Raw genomic sequence first — 20226 nt, 5'->3', positions numbered from 1 at the left:
TTTATTTATGTAAGTTGGTTTTTTTAGCTACGCATTTCGACCCGCCAAGGTGGATTAATGCGATTATCACCTACCCAGTATAGTTTTATTTTGTTCCCTGATGGGTCATGCAATACAGCTTCTCGCCATAAATGCCTTTGGTCCGTTGGTTGTTGAGTAAAGATAAAATCTTTAGCCTGTAATTCTTTAACCCATTCATCTAGTTTTTCATATTCAAAATAGATCACAGCACCACATGCTAATTTAGAATTCTCCAATGAAAGTGAAAATGTTGAGTCGCCTTCAGGGCATTCGAAACGAGCATAATGCGGTGTATCTACTATTTGGGTAAACCCCAAATTACGATAAAACGCAGTCGATTTATCCATATCATTAACCGGTAAGGTAACTTGATTTAAGTTCATGGAAACTTCTTATAACCCTTGTCCAAACTCAAGAAACGTTTGAAAAAGTATTTGTTTTGCTTTTTCTGACGATAGACAATTAGATAAAGGATCATTATTAAAAAATTCTTTGCTAATTTTCTTTTCCGTAGACACCCACTTCATCTTGTCTAAAACTACCTCAACTTTGCAGCTAAAGCTTTCATTGTTGGTGATGTAGATAATTTTAACATCACTTGTTCGGTTAATTAGATCTTTATAAGGATAGTTGTTCGCTGCATCTATAGTGATTTGTTCTGCGATCGCTAGGTTGCAAAATAAATAAATACTAATTAATGCTATGTTTTTAAATGATTTTGTTAATATGTTTTTCATGTTTCTTCTCGTTTCATCTCTTAGGTTTAGGTAACAGATTAGATATGATAAGCTTGAAAAACAAACGATATAAAATTAAGTGCGATTAATAAAATCTTAAGTATGAAATATTTACCTCCATTAAAATCTCTACAATTTTTTCTGGCAGCTGGGCAATCTAAAAACTTTAAGCAAGCTGCCGAACAACTTAATGTGACGCAAGCGGCAGTCAGTCAACAAATACGATTGTTGGAGGAGAACTTACAATCGAAATTATTTGAACGTTCTAATAAACAAACAATGCTTACCGAGAAAGGCCGAACATTATTGCCTTTCATCCAAAGAGCATTTGAAGAGTTTTCCTCCGGTATACAAAGTGTTACTGGTGACCAAAACCCACAAGTATTACGTATATCTACAGTACATTCATTTAGCTCGCTTTGGTTAATTCCCAGGCTTCAGGAGTTTCAGAAGTTACATCCTGAAATCATGGTACAACTTGCGCCATCCAGTGAACTTGTTGATTTTAAGCAATCAGGTATTGATTTGGCAATTCGTATGGGAAGAGGTGGCTATTCTGATTTAATACAGAAGAAAATCTATGATGATAATCTTATCTTTGTTGCAAGCCCAAAGCTGTTAGCTGACATTAATAGAGAAGATCCTGAACAAGTATTTCGTTTACCATGGATAGAGGATATGAGTGCTGGAATACAGGAGAAATTTCAAGATTATTGCAAAAGCATAAATATTAAATATGAAACCTTAGTGCCTGTAATTCAAGCTAATGACGCATTGCCTTTGATTGATAGTGCCGTTCAAGGTCGCGGTTTTTTGTTAGTAAATAGTAGTCTAGTAATGGAACACTTACGTGCTGGCGTATTGGTTAAGTTACTCAATTACTCTAGTAAAAGCCCTTATTCACTTTATCTTGTCGCGCCGGAACAACAGTTTTCGTGGAATAAAGTGAAATTATTCGAAGACTGGTTGGTGCCTAAGTTACTAGAGTCATTTTCCGATCTAAAGGTAAATCGCTAATGATAATAATGAGATGGTAAGTAAAGTTTTTAAGGGGCATAAATCACTTTAAACTCAATTAAATAAATGGCTCTTTGGTTATTCCTATTTAGGTAACTACTTGATGCGTTGCTCTCGGCAGTTGTTCAATACAGTGCTCTACTTTCGATTCTCATATCGTGTACCTCCATCATTATGTGAATCGAAATAAGTTTAAAAATCCAATTGTTGTACTATAATTTAGTGAAGTTACCAAGGGCACAAACGAATCTGAAATAACCACACCAAAATAACAATAATAAGTGATAACAATGAAAGAACTCATCTGTTGAAAATTCACTTATTTTTAATTTTATTATTAGTATCTATTCCCGGCTATGCTGACAATTTATGGCAGATAGTTGAGTGGGATGAAGAAGGAATAGAATATTATCCAAAAAATGAAGATGGTTTTTCCCTTTCGAAGCGAATAACGCTTAATCGAATTCAGTTATCAAAGTTATCCCCTACTGCGACTATCACTCTCCCTATTAATAACTCACTTAGCTACTTAGCTACAATTAAACGCATTAAGCCCAATGCTAATGGTAGTAATGCCTATATAGGTGAGATTACATTGAGAAATAAGCTATACCCACTGATCTTAACGATAGGAAAGAATTCATTTTATGGATTTATTGCTACAGATGAAAAAACCTATTTATTAGAGGGTGTTGATAATACAGGAACAATTACTGAAGAGCGTCAAAACATCAACTCAACGAATGAAGATTTTATTATCCCAATCTCAAGGACTGAAGCCCCATCAGTTGGCTTCAGGGAGAAAGCAAAAACGACCAGCAATGTAACATCATCAAAACACGATAAAGCAGAGGTTATCGCAAATATAGCAAATATCAATATTCTGTTTGTTTACAGTCAAGATGTTAGAGCTAAATTTAATAATGAGCCAATAACTAGGATCCACCATATTATTGACGTTACCAATCAGATATTTTTCAATAGTGGCGTATATATAAATATACAATTAGCAGCAACCTTAGAGGTTGACTACTCCAGTGATGGAAGTTTATTTACGGCACTAAAAGATATAACAAAAGCGAGCTCACCTATATTTTCAGAAATTAGAAAACTTCGTTATGAAACAGCCGCTGATATGGTGATGTTTTTAAGTGTTTCATCTAATTCATCAAATTCCGGCTATGCATGGGCTAACGGCGAGAACGGGAGTGTCGTACGGTTTGCAGATAAAATGTATAGTGCGATTTCCTTGGATAAATCTGACTATGTAGCGGCCCATGAATTGGGACATAACTTAGGCTTACATCACTCCCGTCAGCAAGATCCACATAAAGGTGTTACCTTTGACTTTGCTCTAGGTTATGGCGTTGATAATCAATTTGTTACAGTTATGGCATACCAAAGCGTATTCTCAACAACTAATAAAATATATCAGTTTTCTAATCCCGATCAGGAGTGTGAATTTTTACCTTGTGGTATAGCTAAAGGCAATACTTTGGAAAGCGCCGATGCAAGTTACGCGCTTAATTTAGTTCGATTTCAAGCTGAGAACTTATATCAAGACAGCCCCAAATTAACGTTAACACAGAACACCTTACTAACTTTACATGATCAGGCTTTGCAAGCTTGCATTAATGATCTTTATCCTGAGGATATTTATCCATATACAGGAATGATTAATGATCTTGATTGCAGGATAAAAAGTATAGATTCACTTGTTGGACTTTCAGCATTTGAAAATGTACACACGTTAAATTTATATTATAATTTTTTGACAGATTTATCGCCGTTAGCAAATTTAACAAGACTAAGATGGTTAAATATTAATGCAAATAATGTACATGATATATCCTCACTTTTTCACTTAAATGAGTGGGACTATTTGAATTTATTAAATAACCCAATTTACTGCTGGCAACTGCGTTATTTTGAACTATTTGAAACGGTATATGATTGGAGTCCACCAACGCAATGTGATGGAAGTGATGATTTAAATGACTATGACTATGATGGTGTAAATAACCTGGACGAACTTGATAATAATGAAAATCCTACTCTAAACAGTAATGGTGTCGGCAAATTACAGTTTAGCCAAAACGTTTACCGCTTTGATGAACACACGGGCACCATACAAATTAAAATTGAACGAGTGCAAGGTAATGTAAATACATTAACTGCATCAATAGAAGTTGAAGACCAAACTACCAACCGAGATGCCGATTATGTTATTAGTCAACAAAGCCTCTCGTTTGAGCATGGAGAAAGTAGCAATTTTCTTGAATTGAAAGTTATTGATGATGAAGAAGCTGAAAGTATTGAAAGCTTTAACATTAAACTAGTTAGTAAACACAACACGGACAGTGCTAAAGTTGAGATCATAGATAACGATTATATTCCCCGTACTACTGAGAATAAATCATCTGGTGGTGGTATTTACGGTATATATCTATTGTTTTTAACGCTATTGTTTTGGTTTGTCAGAGCATTGAACATCAACACTCAATGCAAACGTGATTCCATTTTTTAATCAAGCCAAAGTTGTTTAATTTCAAAATATACATCCCTAAATTCTGTGCTGTACCAATAACCAGAATCTTTAAGTTTTGCTATTCCAAACCACTCTTCAATATCATTCGGATCTTGTGTATATGAATCTTCTAAACTAAATTTCCACCATGCATCTAAATATTCATGAATAACAACGCCCGCCACAGGCAATGCAGTGCTTTGAGCATCATTTAAATTTTGCAATAAGCCGTTCTTTTGATCTTCCTCTGTATTACCGCCATAGCCGTAATTGGGGGCGCCGACTCGGTAGGCATTTGGCGAAACACTTAAGCCAGTTTCAGTAATCAACAAAGGCATGTCTGGATGTCGTGATTTTAATTCCTCAAGCCAGCCTTGAAAGTAAGTGCCCGTTGCGCTGCCGGGTAATGTTGATGGTCGATAATATGGCACAGCATATGAATAAGCATTATGACTGCGAAAATCCAGAAAGGGAGTTTCAACATGATAAGCAGTACGTATATCATTGGCATAAGAGACTAATGAACGTTTGCCATACTGTGAAAATTCATAACTTAATGCATAATCAGCCATTTCGGCGATGAACGCCTCGGTGGCATTTATACCTGTACCAGTAGCAATATATATCCCTTGGTATTGATTTATTTCTGGGTGAGCTGTATTTGTACTTTTAATGCTTTGTTCACTTAATTCATTGCCAATAAGGTAAGCTACCAGGGGGGGATTATTATCAGTATAAACGCTGTAGATACGGTCAATCACCGCTTTAATATATGCTTTGCTATTTTTCTTAAATTGAGCATCTTGAAAATCAGCAACACTTCCGTCTAGCCAAATAGTTTGAATGAAGTTTAGTCCGCCAATATTTTTAAGCGCATAGTAGCTGTATGCTGGTGTGCCCCAAAACCGAACCGTATTGGCGCCCATCGCTTTAATATCGGTAATGTCTTGTATAATACTATATTGCAACTCAGCAGAAAGTTGCTTTGATGTTTCTAACTCCCAGGGCAAATGACCAGGATAACCCGGTACATAAACAACACCTTTAACGTTAAAGGGCAAACCGTCCTTAAGGATGTAATGTTCATTAACCGTGAAGTTATTGATTTCTGGCTCTGGCTCAGGTTCAGGCTCAGGCTCAGGCTCAGGCTCAGGCTCAGGTTCAGGCTCAGGTTCAGGCTCAGGTTCAGGTTCTGGCTCAGGCTGTACAACCTGAAGTATTTCATCGGGTGTGGAAGGATTGCTTCCACCACCGCAAGAAAATAATGTGCATGAAAGTATGATCATTATAAAAATAGTGATTTTTTTTACTAACATTACTCATTTACCTCTGGTTAGCTTAACCATTCAGTTGGGTTTTACCGGTTTTGTATAGGTGCTAAAACTGAATGTGAAGGGTGATGCATATAAGGATACTGGGAGATAAACCCTATATGCATCATAGGCCTATATCGCAAAAAGCAATATAGGCCTATTTAATGGTACAAACTAAAACTGCTTAGCTTTTTAAAGTACTGTTATTTAAAGCTATAACGAGCACCTAAAGTGTATCTAGGACCATATTGACGAGCACTTAAGAATTGCTCTTCGTAACGACCAAAAGATTGCTCAGTTTCATCATTTAAGTTAAGGCCATCAAAGAACACCGTAAAGCGTTCATTGATGTCATAGTTAATGCTCATATCCAATTGGCCAAATTCTTTAGCAAATTGTGGTGGGTTATCAGAAGAACCTTGAGATTGCCCAACACCAATAAGATACTCATCACGCCATGCATAGGTAAATTTTACCGACAAGCCATATTTTTCATAAAATACTTGAAAGTTAGCTGAGTCACTTAAACCTGCAAGAGGCGATTGCTGATCTAGGCTATCAATATCAAATTCTACATCACCATCAACGAAGGTAGCATTTGCGCCAACACCAAATCCGGTTTCACCAAATAAGTGTTGAACGGCAAGTTCAAAACCGTCGACTTCTTTTTCTTCTGAATTATTAAATGGTTGTGAAATATCCCAAAGTATTAACGGATCATCTGCATTTGGTACAAGATAACCTTGCTCATTTAAAGCCGAACCATTGTCTTGAATTTGCTGAAAAATAGCGTCATTGGTTGGTTGTATACCATTGGCAACTAAATCAGCTTCCGCTTGTTGCCAGCGAGGCCCTTGATAAATATCATTGAAACCATCGATTGTTTGCGAGTTAATTTGGTTACCAATGAAATTTTCAACTTCTTTTTTAAAGTATCCTATTTGTGCATAACTACCTTCAGCGTAATAATATTCAATGCTTAAATCCAAGTTTGTCGATTCATATGGTTGTAAATTGGTATTACCTGAACCACCGTTACGAGAGCCAACTTTTGGACTGCCAGATAAAGTTAAACCCCCAGCAAGGCTACCAAGAGGTGCTCTAGCTATTGTTTGACCCCAGGAAACACGTCCAACAAGTTCATCGGTGATATCTACTTTAATATCTAGCATAGGTAAAAACACATCGTGTTCACCCGTATCTTTGTATAAGTTGCTATCACCATCAAGGTATTGTGTATGCCACTCACTACCACCTTTCCACCAAACGGAAGTTGGTACATCTTGCAATACGATACTGGTAACTTCAGTTTCTTCATATCGAACACCAACGTTTACCTGCACAGGAATTTCATACAGTTCAAATTCCCATTGCGATTGCACGTAAGCACTATTGGTCTCTTCTTCAACTGCACCTTGTCCATATGTGCCCATATCGTGGTAGGCAGTGGCTTCAAAATAATCATTGCCACCGAGCTCTTCATTAGTCAAAAATGCTGCAGAGCGAGCCGCAACTTCGTCAAAGTCGAACGTATAGTAATAACCAATATCACTACCGCCACCACTAAACTGATCTAAGAAGCCACCAGTAGTATGGTAATTAAACATACCATCAGGCAACATTGCTGTGTAATTTGGATTGAACCCGAAGCCACCAATCAAGCCACTCCATGCATTCGAGCCACCTATTTCTTGCTCAGTTCTTGCAATACCAAACTTCACATTGACTAATGGAATATCAAACTCATAATTTTCCCATGTACCATGGATTTGTATTTGATCTACTTCTGATTCACCAGGCGAATGCACAAATTGGCTAAAGTGAGAGTCAATTTCACTAGGATCTAAGGTGTTTGTACCATTTTTCCAAAAAATTTGAGAATGAGGAATTTCACCAGTGCGGTAATCATATATTTTAGTATTAAGCTGATCTGAGCCTAGTACTAACGAGCCCACACTACCTAAACCATCATCAGCGCCATTATCAATTTTATTGCTTGAGTTGTGATAATCCAGCTCGAAGTGTAATGTTTCTGTGGCTTGCCATTCTAAGTTAAAGCCTAAAGACTCTTCTTCTACTTCGGTTGTACCTCTTGATGAGGTAAAAGAAGCATCGTTACCACTAATATCGGCATAAATGGCGGTACCATTCTCATCCAACTCATAACTATTAATGTTGCCGCCATAATCGTTCCACATGCCCCAACCAAGTGAGTTAGTGGCCGTAATCGCTTTTGTGGCGGTATAATCAAATGTTAAAACCAAATCATCTGTAGGTGCATATTGAAAGGTAACGTAGCCGTTAGTTCTTTCACGCTCTGTATCAGCAAAGCCGTAATTCATGTCGCGAGGAAAAAAATGAGGCCCGATAGGGTTACCTGCCATATCGACAGGTCTGGCATCAACTACATCTTCAGCATTTAAATCGGGTAAAGCTACGTTTGCTTGCCAGCCTTGAATGTTTGCAGATTGTTGCTGAAAATCTCTTTGATGATGGTTAACAGATAAAGCGAAACCAAACATTTCATCATTAAACGTATTGCTGTACACCGCACTTAATTCAGGTGTTACATCATCACCTTCTTCATTTGATGTATCATGCATGGCTTTAGCCGAAAGAGTATATTTTTCTCCTGGGCTATTTAATGGCTTTATTGTTGATATATTAACAATTGCACCTATGCCACCACTAGGGTTTTCCGCTCTTGCTGTTTTAATAACGGCAAGTTCAGTTATACCATCTGACGATAGGTTTTCTAAACTGTAAGAACGAGTGTTACCTGTCCCTGGCATTTGACGACCATTTAAAGTGATAAGGTTAAACTGAGGACCAAAACCACGCACGGTTATTTGGCTACCTTCACCGTTTGTTCGACTTACCGATACACCGGTAATACGCTGTAGAGATTCTGCAAGGTTAGTATCTGGGAACTTACCCATATCTTCTGCTGAAATGATATCTACCACACCAGAACTATCACGTTTTAAGTCCATAGATCGTACTAAAGCACCGCGAATACCTGATACTTCAATAACTTCGATTTCTTGTTCTTGAACGTCTTCAACAATTGCTGCAGTTGTTTCTTCTTCTGCAGCATAACTTGGTGTTACTACACCTGTACCTAGTAACATAGATATTGCGACTGCAAGTCGTTTTTTACTAAAGTTAACTTGTTTCATAATTTTCCTACTTATTTTTTTAAGTATTTATTTTCAATGTGTTGCTAACGTATGAGCTGTTTTGTATTTGGCGTTTTTGTTTGTCAGTCATACGTTGCACATTAATATTCTTTTAATTTACTTGGCAGCTGAGCTGCTATGGATTAGCAATTTTTAGGTTGTCGATTCTATAAACTGCACCCGCACCGGTACCCCATGCTGGGAATATCATGACTACGTCAATGGCGCTTACATCAAAACCTTCAGCATATAAATCAGCTAAATTAAAGGTGTATGTTTTCCATTCACCAAGGGCTGGCGCTTCGCCTTCGTTGCTTTCGGTAAAGTCGAACTCTTTTTCTTTTTCGGGATTACCTTGCTCGCCACCATTAGATTCAAGTTTCAATTTCCAAGCTACGTCACCATCATCTGCTGGTGTTATCAATTTCATCTCAAATTGTATGACGCCGTTGCCTACTAGAGTGGAAGCATCAAAAGAAATGCCAGCCCCGCCATCACTTGTACGAGAATTAAATCCCATAACAGTTTCAGCGGTGCTACCAGTCATAGAAAATTCTACCGTATTGCCATGCGCGTCATCATCAAGCTCAATTGATGGAGTGGTATCACTACAACAATCCCACTTCGCCCAACCTGATGCAGTAGCGTCTTCAAATAGGGTTAAGCCAGGTGTTGAAGAGTTATCATCTCCATTTGGCTCACTTGCTCCACCTGGAGAGTAAATTTTTGCGTTATCAATGCGGAACACTGCGCCATTTCCTTTTCCCCATGTAGGGAATATCCATACTGTTGTGATGTCATCGACAAGGAAGTCAGGGTTAATAGCAACTAGCTCAGACAGTGTATACGTGTAGGTCTGCCACTCGCCAACAACTGGAACGGCAGCTTCTTGACTCAAATTTAAAGCGATTTCAACCTTCTCGCCAATGTTACCGTTTTCGATACCACCAGTACTTTCAATACTCATAAACCAAGCAGCGTCTGTATCCGTTGGCGCAGAAATTATTTTCATCTCAAATTGCACTACACCATCAGACATTATCGCTGTTGCATCAAACGACTTTTCTAAATCACTAGGTGTAAATCCCACTACTGTATCTGTATCACCAATAACAAATTCAATGGTATTACCATGTTCATCATCATCAGTTTCTTCGCTTGGTACATCACCAGCACAACAATTCGATGGTAGCCATTCAGCATGTGGACCATTTTCAAACAATACTAATTCAGGTAAACCAGGACCGCCTTCCTGAGCTATTGTCACGTTATCAACGCGATACACTGCACCGGCACTAGCACCCCAAGAAGGGAAAATCATTAATACGTCAATATTTGACAGATCAAGGCCCGCATCAGATAACGATTGCAAGCTGAATGTATAAGTTTGCCATTCGCCAACTACAGGAGCTATGCCTTCATTGCCTTCACTTAATTCAAATTCTGCTTCTTCACCACCTTGTCCATTAGATTCGATTTTAAAGTGCCAAGTTGCGCTTGCATCAGATGGTGGCGAAACAACTTTCATGTCAAAGCTAACGTTACCAGCACTCACCATGGGTGAGGCGTCAAAGCCAAGAGGTGACTCCGACTCATATACGTTAAAGCCCATTACAGTGGGTGTTGCGCCAATTGAGAATTCAACTACGGCGCCATGTTCATCTTCTTCAGTTTGGATTGTTGGATCAATATCACCATTGTCTCCCCAAATTGGCCAGCTAGGATTTTCAGTATCTGAAAAAATCGTTAAGTTTACAGGTATGCCCGTTGAAGGTGGCTTAGGTAGCGGCGCGGCGCCGAGTACTAATGCATCTTCTTCAGATTTATAACCAGAGCGAATAGTGTCACAACCTTTGCCTGTTTCAACATCGACAGAACACTCGTATACACGAACATAATCAATTGCATAAGTTTGACCATTAACAAACGCTGCTGGATCAATACCACCGTCATTAACATTTTCGGCCCAAGTACCGCCTACGGCTAAATTAAGTAACATGTGGAATTCTTGATCGTAAGGAGATGCATCCCAGTGAGTTTCTAGGTCACCACTGATAATATCAAAATATTCAGTAAACCAACCGCGATGAGTTAAACCAACCGCTTGATCTTTAGAGTTGTAACGAACTTGTGATGCCATTTGTGTTTGATATAAATAACCATCAACATACCAACGCATTTCACCTTCTTGCCATTCTATCGCATAGGTATGGAAGTCATCGGCAGGGTTAGCACCATCTGGCATTAAATATTCTTTACCCGATTTAGAGTTATTAGGAGCATCTTTACCATAGTGCAAAGTACCAATTACCTTTGACTCAGTAACGCCTTCATCATCAATAGTTTTTAAATTAACTGCTTCTAAAATGTCAATTTCACCTGAATTTGGCCAACCGCCATAAACGTCATCAGTAGGTAGCATCCAAAATGCTGGGTGAGAGCCTTGTCCAAATGGTAGTTTAGCGCGCATTTCAAAACGACCGTATTTAAAGTCGCCTAAGCCTTTGGTGCTTAATCTTGCTGAGGTATAAGGCTGCGGTGAATCTTCTTCAGCTGGTTTAGCAATAATATTTAACATACCATCAGCGACAAACGAGTTTTCAGCACTGTCGGTGTAACATTGCTTTTCTTGGTTGCCGCCGCCAGTACAATTTACTTCATGAAACCACTTACTTGAATCTATCGAATCACCGTCAAAGTCATCACTCCATACCATTTGCCAATCACTTACTGGTGCACTGGTATCAATCGATTTAAAATCTGTATCGGTATTTGTTTCATCACAGCCTGCAAGGCCTAATGTTACTGATATACCAATTAAAGATGCAATTGCGCGTGACTTACGTTTAGCGCTGCCTATTGTAGTCATGTTCTCTCCCCAGAGATGTTGAAATCCACATATTTAAATAACGATTTAAATGGTAATTATTATGTTTTAACCATCTTAAATGTTAAATATTCTAAATACGGCCATTAACAATTTATTAATGTCTTAGCCTAGTGTTAGCACAGTAAAAATTTAAATTGTATTGAAATACGGTAAAGCGGATTAGTGAAAAGTTGAAGCGGACTAAATGGTTAAATTTACTCTGTTTATAGCGATGATTAAGCCTATGAAATGTCGCTTATTATTGGCTTTCTAAGCGAATTCAAATTAGGGCTAGTACTTCTGGTCGCAAGCCAAGTCCGTTTTAACTTGTTTGTATTGCGTTACATATTGCATAGATTATTGTCGGATTTATATAAGAATGCTTGTAATAGGCAAACGCTAAGATTCTGGGGCCAGTATTGATATGTTAAATACAACAAAAACAACGCTACGTTTAATATTTTTTGTTCTGCTTAATTTGGGCGTTACTACGAGCTGTTCTAAAAGCGAAGAGCAAGTTGCTGCTAATAAGTCGGCAAAACAAGAAGCTGCGAGTATTATGGATAAAGCCAGTATGAAAGGTTCGGATAATTCTGTTGCTTGGGCAGTTAACTTTGGCGGTAAAGCATACCTTGGCAATGATGGTATCAGCTATCAGAGAGATGATTTGCCCTTGAAGGCTGAAACAGGCGTAATTGAACAAATAAAAGGTGCTCAAGATAGCCATATTTACCATAGCTATCGTGAAGGCGATATACAACTGAGCAAGGCGCTTGAAAATGGTGTGTATGACATTTTGTTTAAATTTGCTGAGCCAGCTGATATTGCAGTAGGTAGTCGAGTTTTTAATGTATTTGCGCAAAGTAAAAAAGTTATCGATACCCTTGATATTAGGCTTGCCCGCGATGGTAAACACCACTCAGCTTTAGTTCGAACGGTAACTGGAGTACAGGTTACAAATGGAATGTTGGATATCCACTTTGACGCTATTAAAGGCGAACCAGTGTTAAATGCCATTGTAGTTCAAAAAAAGCATATTAAATCTAGAGATTGGCAATTGGTTTGGCAGGATGAGTTTGACGTTGATGGCACGCCGGATCAAAGCAAATGGAATTTTGATGTTTGGCCGGCAAGAAAAGTTAATGACGAAGATCAAGCGTATACCGCTCGTGCGAAAAATGTACGAGTAAAAGATGGCAAGCTCATCATCGAGGCGCATAAAGAAAGCTATAACAACGCCGAATATACATCTGCTAGATTACACTCTCAAGGCAAAGGTGATTTTCTCTATGGTCGCGCCGAAGTACGAGCCAAAATACCAGCAGGTCGAGGCTCGTGGTCTGCAATTTGGATGTTACCAAGCGACCCATACAAATATGCAACAAAATGCGCTAAAAATGAAGATTGGCAAGGCAATCCCAATTGTGATGCATGGCCTAACTCTGGTGAAATCGATATCATGGAACATGTTGGCTACGACATGCAAAATGTTCACGGTACGGTACATAATAAAGCGTATTATTGGTTAAATTGGGAACAAAGAAAATCAAGTGTTGAAGGCCAAAATATTGACACTGAATTTCATACCTATGCACTTGAGTGGACTCCAAAAACCATCACCATTTTCTTCGATGAAACACCATATTTTTTCTACTCTAATGAAGAGACAGACTGGAAATCCTGGCCTTATGATCACCCTTATCACCTTATCTTGAACCTAGCCATTGGTGGCATGTGGGGACGAGCTGGTGGACCAATTGACGATAGTGTTTTTCCATTACAAATGGAAATTGACTACGTTCGAGTGTTTAAAAAACAAAATAAAAATAACATTGAGAAAATATAGAACAAGCAGCAAGTGTTGCAGCAACAGTTCTGAATTTACATTTATCAATATTAACATGCCTAAATATTCAGGCGGGAAAGAACATGATTATGAACGACACAAATTATAAAGCGATTCGCGGTGAATTTGTCACCCTAGCAAACGAAAGGTTTTATGCCATTGAAAATATGGATCAAATGGATCCGTTTTTTATCAGCCTTATATCCAATAGTGACCATTGGTTATTTATTTCATCTACAGGTGGTCTTACTGCAGGAAGGGTATCACCCGATACTGCACTTTTTCCTTATACTACGGTAGATAAAATACACGAAAGTAACCTTCATACCGGCAGTAAAACCATACTAAAAGTAATAAAGAAAGGTTCGAAAGCTAATTGGGAACCGTTTAATAAAGAACATGATGAACGCTTTGACCTTACGCGTAACCTTTATAAAAATGTATTGGGTAATAAGCTTTGCTTTGAAGAGATTAATCATGACTTGCATTTAACGTTTCGTTATACCTGGCAGGTGAGCGACCAATTTGGTTTTGTTCGTCAATGTGAATTATTAAATGATGGTGTTAAAGATGTAACCGTTGACTTAATTGATGGTTTACAAAATATTTTGCCAGCAGGTACGCCACGTTTTACTCAAACTAACTCAAGTAATTTAGTCGATGCCTACAAGTGGACAGAAGTAGACCCAAAAACTGGTCTGGCATTTTTTACTCTGTTTTCAGGTATTACTGACAGAGCTGAACCTTGTGAGTCATTAAAAGCTAATACCGTTTTCTGTTTAGGGCTAACTAATGCGAAGGTGTTGTTATCAACAGAGCAAATTGATGCATTTCGGTCTGGTAAAATATTGGCTGCAGAACCGCACAAACGTGGTATTCGCGGCGCCTATTTGGTTAATACTCAGTTAGAAATTGCAGCGGGTAGTGAGCAGAAGTGGCAAATGGTTGCAAATGTTGAACAAAGCCAAACTCAAACTGTAGCACTACGGAAGCAACTTTACCGCCAAGATGAAATCGCACAGAATATAGAACAGTCGATTGATGCAGGCAGTGATGACCTTGCAAGAATAATGGCCTCTGGTGATGCATTTCAGCTAACTGGTGAAGAACATGTCTCTATACATCACTATGCTAATGTGCAGTTTAACCTATTGCGCGGCGGTGCCTTTGATGATCAGTATGCAATTACCACTAAGGACTTTTCAGCAACTGTTAGCTTATTCAATCGCGATGTGTATTCACGACATGAGTCGCTATTATTAGCCTTACCAGAAAAACAAGAATTTTCAGCTTTGTTAGCTACTATCAAACAGCTAGATGATCCACAGTTCGAACGTCTTTGTTATGAATACCTACCTATTTCATTTGGACGCCGCCATGGCGACCCAAGCCGTCCTTGGAATCAGTTTGCAATTAAACTTGTTGATGAAGATAACAACAAACTGCTTACCTATCAGGGCAACTGGCGAGATATTTTCCAAAACTGGGAAGCATTAACCTTTAGTTATCCTGAGTTTATTGAAAATGTAATAGCAAAATTTGTTAATGCATCAACAATTGATGGCTATAACCCATATCGCATTACCAAAGAAGGCATAGACTGGGAAGTGGAAGATGCTAGTGATCCATGGAGTTATATTGGTTATTGGGGCGATCATCAGATCATTTATTTGCAGAAAATGCTTGAGCTTTCCAATCAATTTCATCCACAACGTTTGGCTGAGCTTTTAAGAAAACCAATTTTTAGTTATGCCAATGTTCCTTATCGAATTAAGCCATTTGCCGACTTAGTCGAAAATGCAAAAGATACCGTCACCTATGATGACGATTTAGCAAATAAAATTGAACAAAGAGTTGAGAGCATCGGTGCTGATGGAAAGTTACTACTTGATGAAAGTGGCAATGTTTACCTGGTTAGCTTATTAGAGAAGTTACTGGTTACATTACTGAGTAAATTAGGCAACTTTGTTGTTGATGGTGGCATTTGGCTAAATACCCAAAGACCTGAATGGAATGACGCTAACAACGCATTAGTTGGTCAAGGCTTATCTATGGTGACTTTGTCTTACTTACGTCGCTACATTTGCTTCTTACAAAAACTGCTCGCAGATGAAACAGGGACCGTGGCTATTTCGACAGAAGTGAGTCAGTGGTTCGCTGATACTGCGGGGGCACTTGATAAAATGCAGCCATTGTTGGGCGAAAAATCACTCACTGCCCAACAGCGTTACGAAAGTTTAGAAGAGCTTGGAAATGCTGCCAGCCAATACCGTCAACAGGTTTATAAACAAGAGTCTTTTTCTGGACAAGTTGAACAACCAATCTCGGCCATTAGCACTATGCTTGCAGATGCATTAATGGCAATAGATCACACTATTACGGCAAATAAACGCGAAGACGGCTTATATAATGCTTACAACCTACTTGCGTTAGGGCAAGAGTCAGTAAGTATTGATACCTTATACCCTATGCTCGAAGGTCAGGTTGCGGCTCTTAGTGCTGGTACTCTTAACTCTGAGCAAGTCATTAATGTTGTGGAAACCCTGTTTGAGAGTTCTGTCTATAGACAAGATCAACAGACTTTCATGCTCTATCCCGATCGTGATTTACCAAGCTTTTTAGAAAAAAATACTGTTTCTGAAGAGCAGGTTTCTGCGCTGCCTATTTTAGGAGAAATGCTGGCGCTAAAAGATACTCGTATTATCGAAAAAGATGAAGATGGGGTATATCGTTTTAATGCTGACTTTAACAATGTAAGTGATTTAAACACACAAATAGAACAATTATCCAGCCAATACGGTGATGCACTCATTAGCAGTCAATGCGCCATGCAGGAATTGTATGAAACAGTATTTAATCATCAAGAATTCACCGGTCGCTCTGGCGGAATGTTTGGCTTTGAAGGTTTAGGCTGCATCTACTGGCACATGGTTTCTAAGCTTTTATTAGCGGTTGAAGAAAACTTTTTCAATGCCGTTGAGCGAGGTGAAGATGCACAGGTTTGTCATAAATTAGCAAGTTTATATTACAAAGTACGTGAGGGTATTGGCTTTAATAAAACACCACAAGAATATGGTGCCTTTCCAACGGATCCATACTCACACACACCTAAGCATGCTGGTGCTCAACAACCTGGTATGACAGGGCAAGTTAAAGAAGAAATTTTGGCTCGCTTCGGTGAGTTTGGAATTAGAGTAAATGGTGGCTCGGTGCAATTTTTGCCTAATTTACTACGTCAATGTGAGTTCATTTCCAATGCAGAGCAGTTCCGTTATTTAGATATAAACAGCAACTGGCAAGAAATTGCTTTAGCTAAACAAAGCTTAGCGTTTACTTGGTGTCAGGTACCAATTGTTTATCAACTTGATGATAGCTGCGAAGAGTCGTTAACTATTACTTTTCAAGATGGTACCCAGCAAGTTATTAAAGAGTTGATGTTGCCAGAAAACTTAAGTTCTGAGTTGTTTGCCAAAAATGGCTGTATACAACAATTAACACTAGTGATGAATAGTAAACAGTTACTTGATTAACTACTGTTTACCAACAATTTTGACTTATATTAAAAAATAATCTGGAGATTAAGGTGTCAAAGAAACCTTATAACTACATGTCTTTAGCTGGCATTAGTTTTACAAATTTAACTACTGCTGAGTTACGTGTTATTGCTAGTGAAATATTAGAGGAGAAAATCCATGGTATTTCATTCAGTCCTTATGTTGAAGGGCAGGGCCCAGGCACACAAATTAGTGAGCAACAAATTCGTCAACGTTTACAAATAATTCAGCCAAACATTAATTGGGTTCGTTCTTTTTCATGTACCGAAGGTAATGAACAAATACCCAAAATAGCACAAGAAAGTGGCCTAAATACTATGGTAGGTGTTTGGTTAGACGACGACCTTGCTAATAACGAATTGGAGCTTGCTAATGCAATAGAAGTTGCCAAATCTGGGCACGTAAATATATTGGCTGTAGGTAATGAAGTATTACTCAGAGGTGATTTAACTGAAGCACAACTTATTGATTATATTACTCGTGCTAAACAGGCTTTACCTGATATCGAAGTAGGTTATGTTGATGCTTATTTTGAGTTTGAAGATCATCCGCAAGTTACCGAAGTTTGCGATGTGATTTTAGCTAATTGCTATCCATTTTGGGAAGGGTGTCCTGCTGAGTATTCATTACTTTACATGAAAGACATGTATCGCCGCGCTGTGAAAGCGGGTAATGGTAAGCGAGTGATCATTACCGAAACAGGTTGGCCAAATGTAGGCACAGCAGAGCGCGGAGCTATACCGTCTACAGAAAATGCGATTAAATATTTTATTAATACTTACCTTTGGGCTGCAGAAGAAGATATTGAAATTTTTTATTTTTCATCGTTTGATGAAACATGGAAAGTTGCAGATGAAGGTGATGTTGGTGCCTATTGGGGCTTGTGGGATAAAGATGGAAAGCTTAAATATGTTTAACACTAATGATAAAAAAACAGAAAGTATTAATTCACTGGATATAGTTCACGACAATGCTATTTGTTATTCAGGCTACCGAGAAGGACAAAACCCAAGAGAAGGTATTTATCCAAGTCATGCACAAGTTAAAGAAGATTTATTAATTTTATCGCAAAATTGGAAATATCTCAGGTTGTATGACTGTGGACCTCATGCAGAAATTGTATTGAATGTTATCGAAGCGGAAGCACTCGACTTTAAAGTCATGTTAGGTGTAGATATGGCTGCAGAAATGACTAATCCAAATTGCCCTTGGGGAGCTAACTTTAGTGCTGAAACGTTGATTGAAAACCGTTATGCGAATTGTCGTCAGGTTGAAAAATTAATTGAGTTGTCTAAACGTTATACTGATATCGTCTTTTCGGTGTCTGTTGGTAATGAAGCCAGTGTCGACTGGACTGATCATATGGTGTCAGTAGACAGTTTGGTGAATTACGTTATTAGAATAAAAAGCTCTATTTCGCAGCCGGTCACTTTTTGTGAAAATTACGTCCCTTGGACCGACAAGTTAGCGCCTTTAGTGGCAGTGTTAGATTTCATTTCTATTCATACCTACCCTGCGTGGGAGTATCGAACTTTAGATGACGCGTTAGAGTACACCAAACAAAATTATCATTCAGTGGCTCATCATTATCCTGACAAACCTGTGGTTATTACTGAAGCAGGCTGGACAACACAGTCAAATGGTAGAGGTATTGAATCCTGGAATGCATCACAGGAACTACAAGCAAATTATTACGAGCAACTGCTTGCATGGGCTAATGAAGAAATGATCCTTACCTTTGTGTTCGAAGCATTTGATGAGCCTTGGAAAGGCTCTCCACATCCGCAAGAGCCGGAAAAGCATTGGGGACTGTTTACGGTTGATCGTAAACCTAAGTTGGTGATGGAAAATCTCTATGCAGTAAAGCCTGCTGTTATTGAATTAGCTGAAACTTGCTAGTGAAATAGTTTCATAAGTTGATGATTTACAGCTAGCTTTAAATCATCAACTTAAGTAGGATTAATTTATCAATAAAACAAAATAATAATAAATTGATAAATGGTTTAAATAACCATTAAGAGCAAAACAGTAAATGCACAATAAAATTACCAATAATCCCACCTATCAATTTTGGTTTCTACAGCTTGGCTACTGGCTGTTTATCTGTTTAATTAGTCTATCCACATTAACACTTTGGTACGCCCAGCTTAATTGGGAAAATGTTGCTCATACACTATTACAATCAGCGCTTGGTTTATTACTTTCTATACCGTTGTATTTTGTGTATATGAAATATTGGGAACATTCAGTAAGAAGAAGGTTAAGTGTATTAATTCTAGGGGTATTGATAACATCATTTGCCTGGACTATTGCTCGCATGCAAGCATTTATCATGATGACCCCTGAGTATGATATTTGGGTTGATTTTGGTGGTTGGTATTTTGGCAGTATTTTGGTTTATCTGAGTTGGGCTGCGTTAGTACATGGAGTTAAGTACTATCAGTTATTGCAACTGGAACATAGTATAATGCTTAACGCCGAAGCCGAAGCAAAAGCCGAATTGTTGAAAAGGATTTCAGCACAAACTGAAGCAAGAGATGCACAAATTAAAATGTTGCGTTATCAGCTAAACCCTCACTTCTTATGTAATACCCTAAATGCAATTAATTCGTTAATTGAAATGGAAGAATCTACTATTGCACAAAGTATGACGGTTAAGTTAAGTAAATTTTTGCGGTATTCTTTAGATCATAATCCAGACAATAAAATTGCCTTAAAAAATGAAATCAATGCACTAAACTTATATTTAGACATTGAAAAAACTCGGTTTGGCGAGCGATTAAAACTTGATTTTCAAATAGATGAAAATGCTCAGCTGGCCAAAATTCCAAGTTTGTTATTACAACCCGTAATTGAAAATTCAATGAAACATGTGATTGCTCAAAACGAAGACGGCGGTACCATTAGCCTAAAAGCGAAGGTTGTTGATAATCAACTAAACCTTGAAATATGTGATACTGGCTCAGGGATTAAAATGGGTCGAAGTAAATTGCAAATATCTCAAGGTCGTGGTGTCGGTTTACGCAATATTGATGAACGCTTAAAAGTGCTTTATCAACATAACTACTCTTTCGAATTGAATATCTCGGCAGCCGGTGGCCTAAAAACAACGATAAAAATACCTTATGAGCCACAAGCAGACTCATAGATATAATATTTAAAT

At 38.2% G+C, this 20226-nt stretch carries 12 protein-coding genes; 7 read left to right on the top strand and 5 right to left on the bottom strand.

Features of this window, described 5'->3' with window-relative positions; genetic code table 11:
• Positions 1-23: 23 nt before the first annotated feature.
• Both RGQ13_RS16700 and RGQ13_RS16695 read right to left on the bottom strand, forming a co-directional pair.
• Complete coding sequence (locus tag RGQ13_RS16700) at positions 24-404, bottom strand: VOC family protein (protein ID WP_348390871.1); 381 nt, start codon at positions 402-404, stop codon at positions 24-26.
• A 9-nt stretch (positions 405-413) separates the two neighbouring features.
• Entirely contained in the window at positions 414-758 is a 345-nt protein-coding gene (locus tag RGQ13_RS16695; protein WP_348390870.1) for a hypothetical protein, read from the bottom strand.
• A gap of 102 nt (positions 759-860) precedes the next feature.
• Here RGQ13_RS16695 and RGQ13_RS16690 point away from each other — a divergent pair, with 102 nt between their 5' ends.
• On the top strand, positions 861-1775 hold the full coding sequence (locus RGQ13_RS16690) for a LysR substrate-binding domain-containing protein (RefSeq protein ID WP_348390869.1): 915 nt from the start codon (positions 861-863) through the stop codon (positions 1773-1775).
• Positions 1776-2082: 307 nt separating this feature from the next.
• Entirely contained in the window at positions 2083-4302 is a 2220-nt protein-coding gene (locus RGQ13_RS16685) for a Calx-beta domain-containing protein (protein WP_348390868.1), read from the top strand.
• Here RGQ13_RS16685 and RGQ13_RS16680 read toward each other — a convergent pair.
• The 3 genes from RGQ13_RS16680 to RGQ13_RS16670 all read right to left on the bottom strand — a co-directional run bounded on the left by RGQ13_RS16680 (position 4299) and on the right by RGQ13_RS16670 (position 11663).
• Complete coding sequence (locus RGQ13_RS16680) at positions 4299-5618, bottom strand: hypothetical protein (protein WP_348390867.1); 1320 nt, start codon at positions 5616-5618, stop codon at positions 4299-4301. The genes RGQ13_RS16685 and RGQ13_RS16680 overlap by 4 nt on opposite strands.
• 200 nt (positions 5619-5818) lie before the next feature.
• A complete protein-coding gene (locus tag RGQ13_RS16675) occupies positions 5819-8794 on the bottom strand; it encodes a TonB-dependent receptor (protein WP_348390866.1) in 2976 nt (991 codons plus the stop codon).
• Between the two features lie 136 nt (positions 8795-8930).
• A complete protein-coding gene (locus tag RGQ13_RS16670; RefSeq protein ID WP_348390865.1) occupies positions 8931-11663 on the bottom strand; it encodes a glycoside hydrolase family 16 protein in 2733 nt (910 codons plus the stop codon).
• Positions 11664-12087: 424 nt separating this feature from the next.
• On the opposite strand from RGQ13_RS16670, the gene RGQ13_RS16665 reads away from it, so the two are divergent.
• The 5 genes from RGQ13_RS16665 (at position 12088) to RGQ13_RS16645 (ending at position 20211) form a co-directional block, all read left to right on the top strand.
• Entirely contained in the window at positions 12088-13509 is a 1422-nt protein-coding gene (locus RGQ13_RS16665; RefSeq protein WP_348390864.1) for a family 16 glycosylhydrolase, read from the top strand.
• Between the two features lie 83 nt (positions 13510-13592).
• A complete protein-coding gene (locus tag RGQ13_RS16660) occupies positions 13593-17039 on the top strand; it encodes a hypothetical protein (protein ID WP_348390863.1) in 3447 nt (1148 codons plus the stop codon).
• A gap of 53 nt (positions 17040-17092) precedes the next feature.
• Positions 17093-17980, top strand: a complete 888-nt coding sequence (locus RGQ13_RS16655; RefSeq protein WP_405054141.1) for a glycoside hydrolase family 17 protein — start codon at positions 17093-17095, stop codon at positions 17978-17980.
• A complete protein-coding gene (locus RGQ13_RS16650) occupies positions 17973-18962 on the top strand; it encodes a glycoside hydrolase family 17 protein (RefSeq protein WP_348390862.1) in 990 nt (329 codons plus the stop codon). Before RGQ13_RS16655 ends, RGQ13_RS16650 begins: the two co-directional genes overlap by 8 nt.
• 133 nt (positions 18963-19095) lie before the next feature.
• A complete protein-coding gene (locus RGQ13_RS16645) occupies positions 19096-20211 on the top strand; it encodes a sensor histidine kinase (protein ID WP_348390861.1) in 1116 nt (371 codons plus the stop codon).
• Positions 20212-20226: the final 15 nt, after the last annotated feature.

The sequence above is a fragment of the Thalassotalea psychrophila genome (assembly GCF_031583595.1).
Taxonomy (GTDB): domain Bacteria; phylum Pseudomonadota; class Gammaproteobacteria; order Enterobacterales; family Alteromonadaceae; genus Thalassotalea_A; species Thalassotalea_A psychrophila.
This window is presented reverse-complemented; position numbering and strand designations above follow the sequence as displayed.

Excerpts from the sequence above, each read along its gene's own strand:
- RGQ13_RS16700 (WP_348390871.1), bottom strand. The coding sequence starts at position 404 with ATGAACTTAAATCAAGTTACCTTACCGGTTAATGATATGGATAAATCG.
- RGQ13_RS16695 (WP_348390870.1), bottom strand. The coding sequence starts at position 758 with ATGAAAAACATATTAACAAAATCATTTAAAAACATAGCATTAATTAGT.
- RGQ13_RS16690 (WP_348390869.1), top strand. The coding sequence starts at position 861 with ATGAAATATTTACCTCCATTAAAATCTCTACAATTTTTTCTGGCAGCT.
- RGQ13_RS16680 (WP_348390867.1), bottom strand. The coding sequence starts at position 5,618 with ATGTTAGTAAAAAAAATCACTATTTTTATAATGATCATACTTTCATGC.
- RGQ13_RS16675 (WP_348390866.1), bottom strand. The coding sequence starts at position 8,794 with ATGAAACAAGTTAACTTTAGTAAAAAACGACTTGCAGTCGCAATATCT.
- RGQ13_RS16670 (WP_348390865.1), bottom strand. The coding sequence starts at position 11,663 with ATGACTACAATAGGCAGCGCTAAACGTAAGTCACGCGCAATTGCATCT.
- RGQ13_RS16665 (WP_348390864.1), top strand. The coding sequence starts at position 12,088 with ATGTTAAATACAACAAAAACAACGCTACGTTTAATATTTTTTGTTCTG.
- RGQ13_RS16660 (WP_348390863.1), top strand. The coding sequence starts at position 13,593 with ATGATTATGAACGACACAAATTATAAAGCGATTCGCGGTGAATTTGTC.
- RGQ13_RS16650 (WP_348390862.1), top strand. The coding sequence starts at position 17,973 with ATGTTTAACACTAATGATAAAAAAACAGAAAGTATTAATTCACTGGAT.
- RGQ13_RS16645 (WP_348390861.1), top strand. The coding sequence starts at position 19,096 with ATGCACAATAAAATTACCAATAATCCCACCTATCAATTTTGGTTTCTA.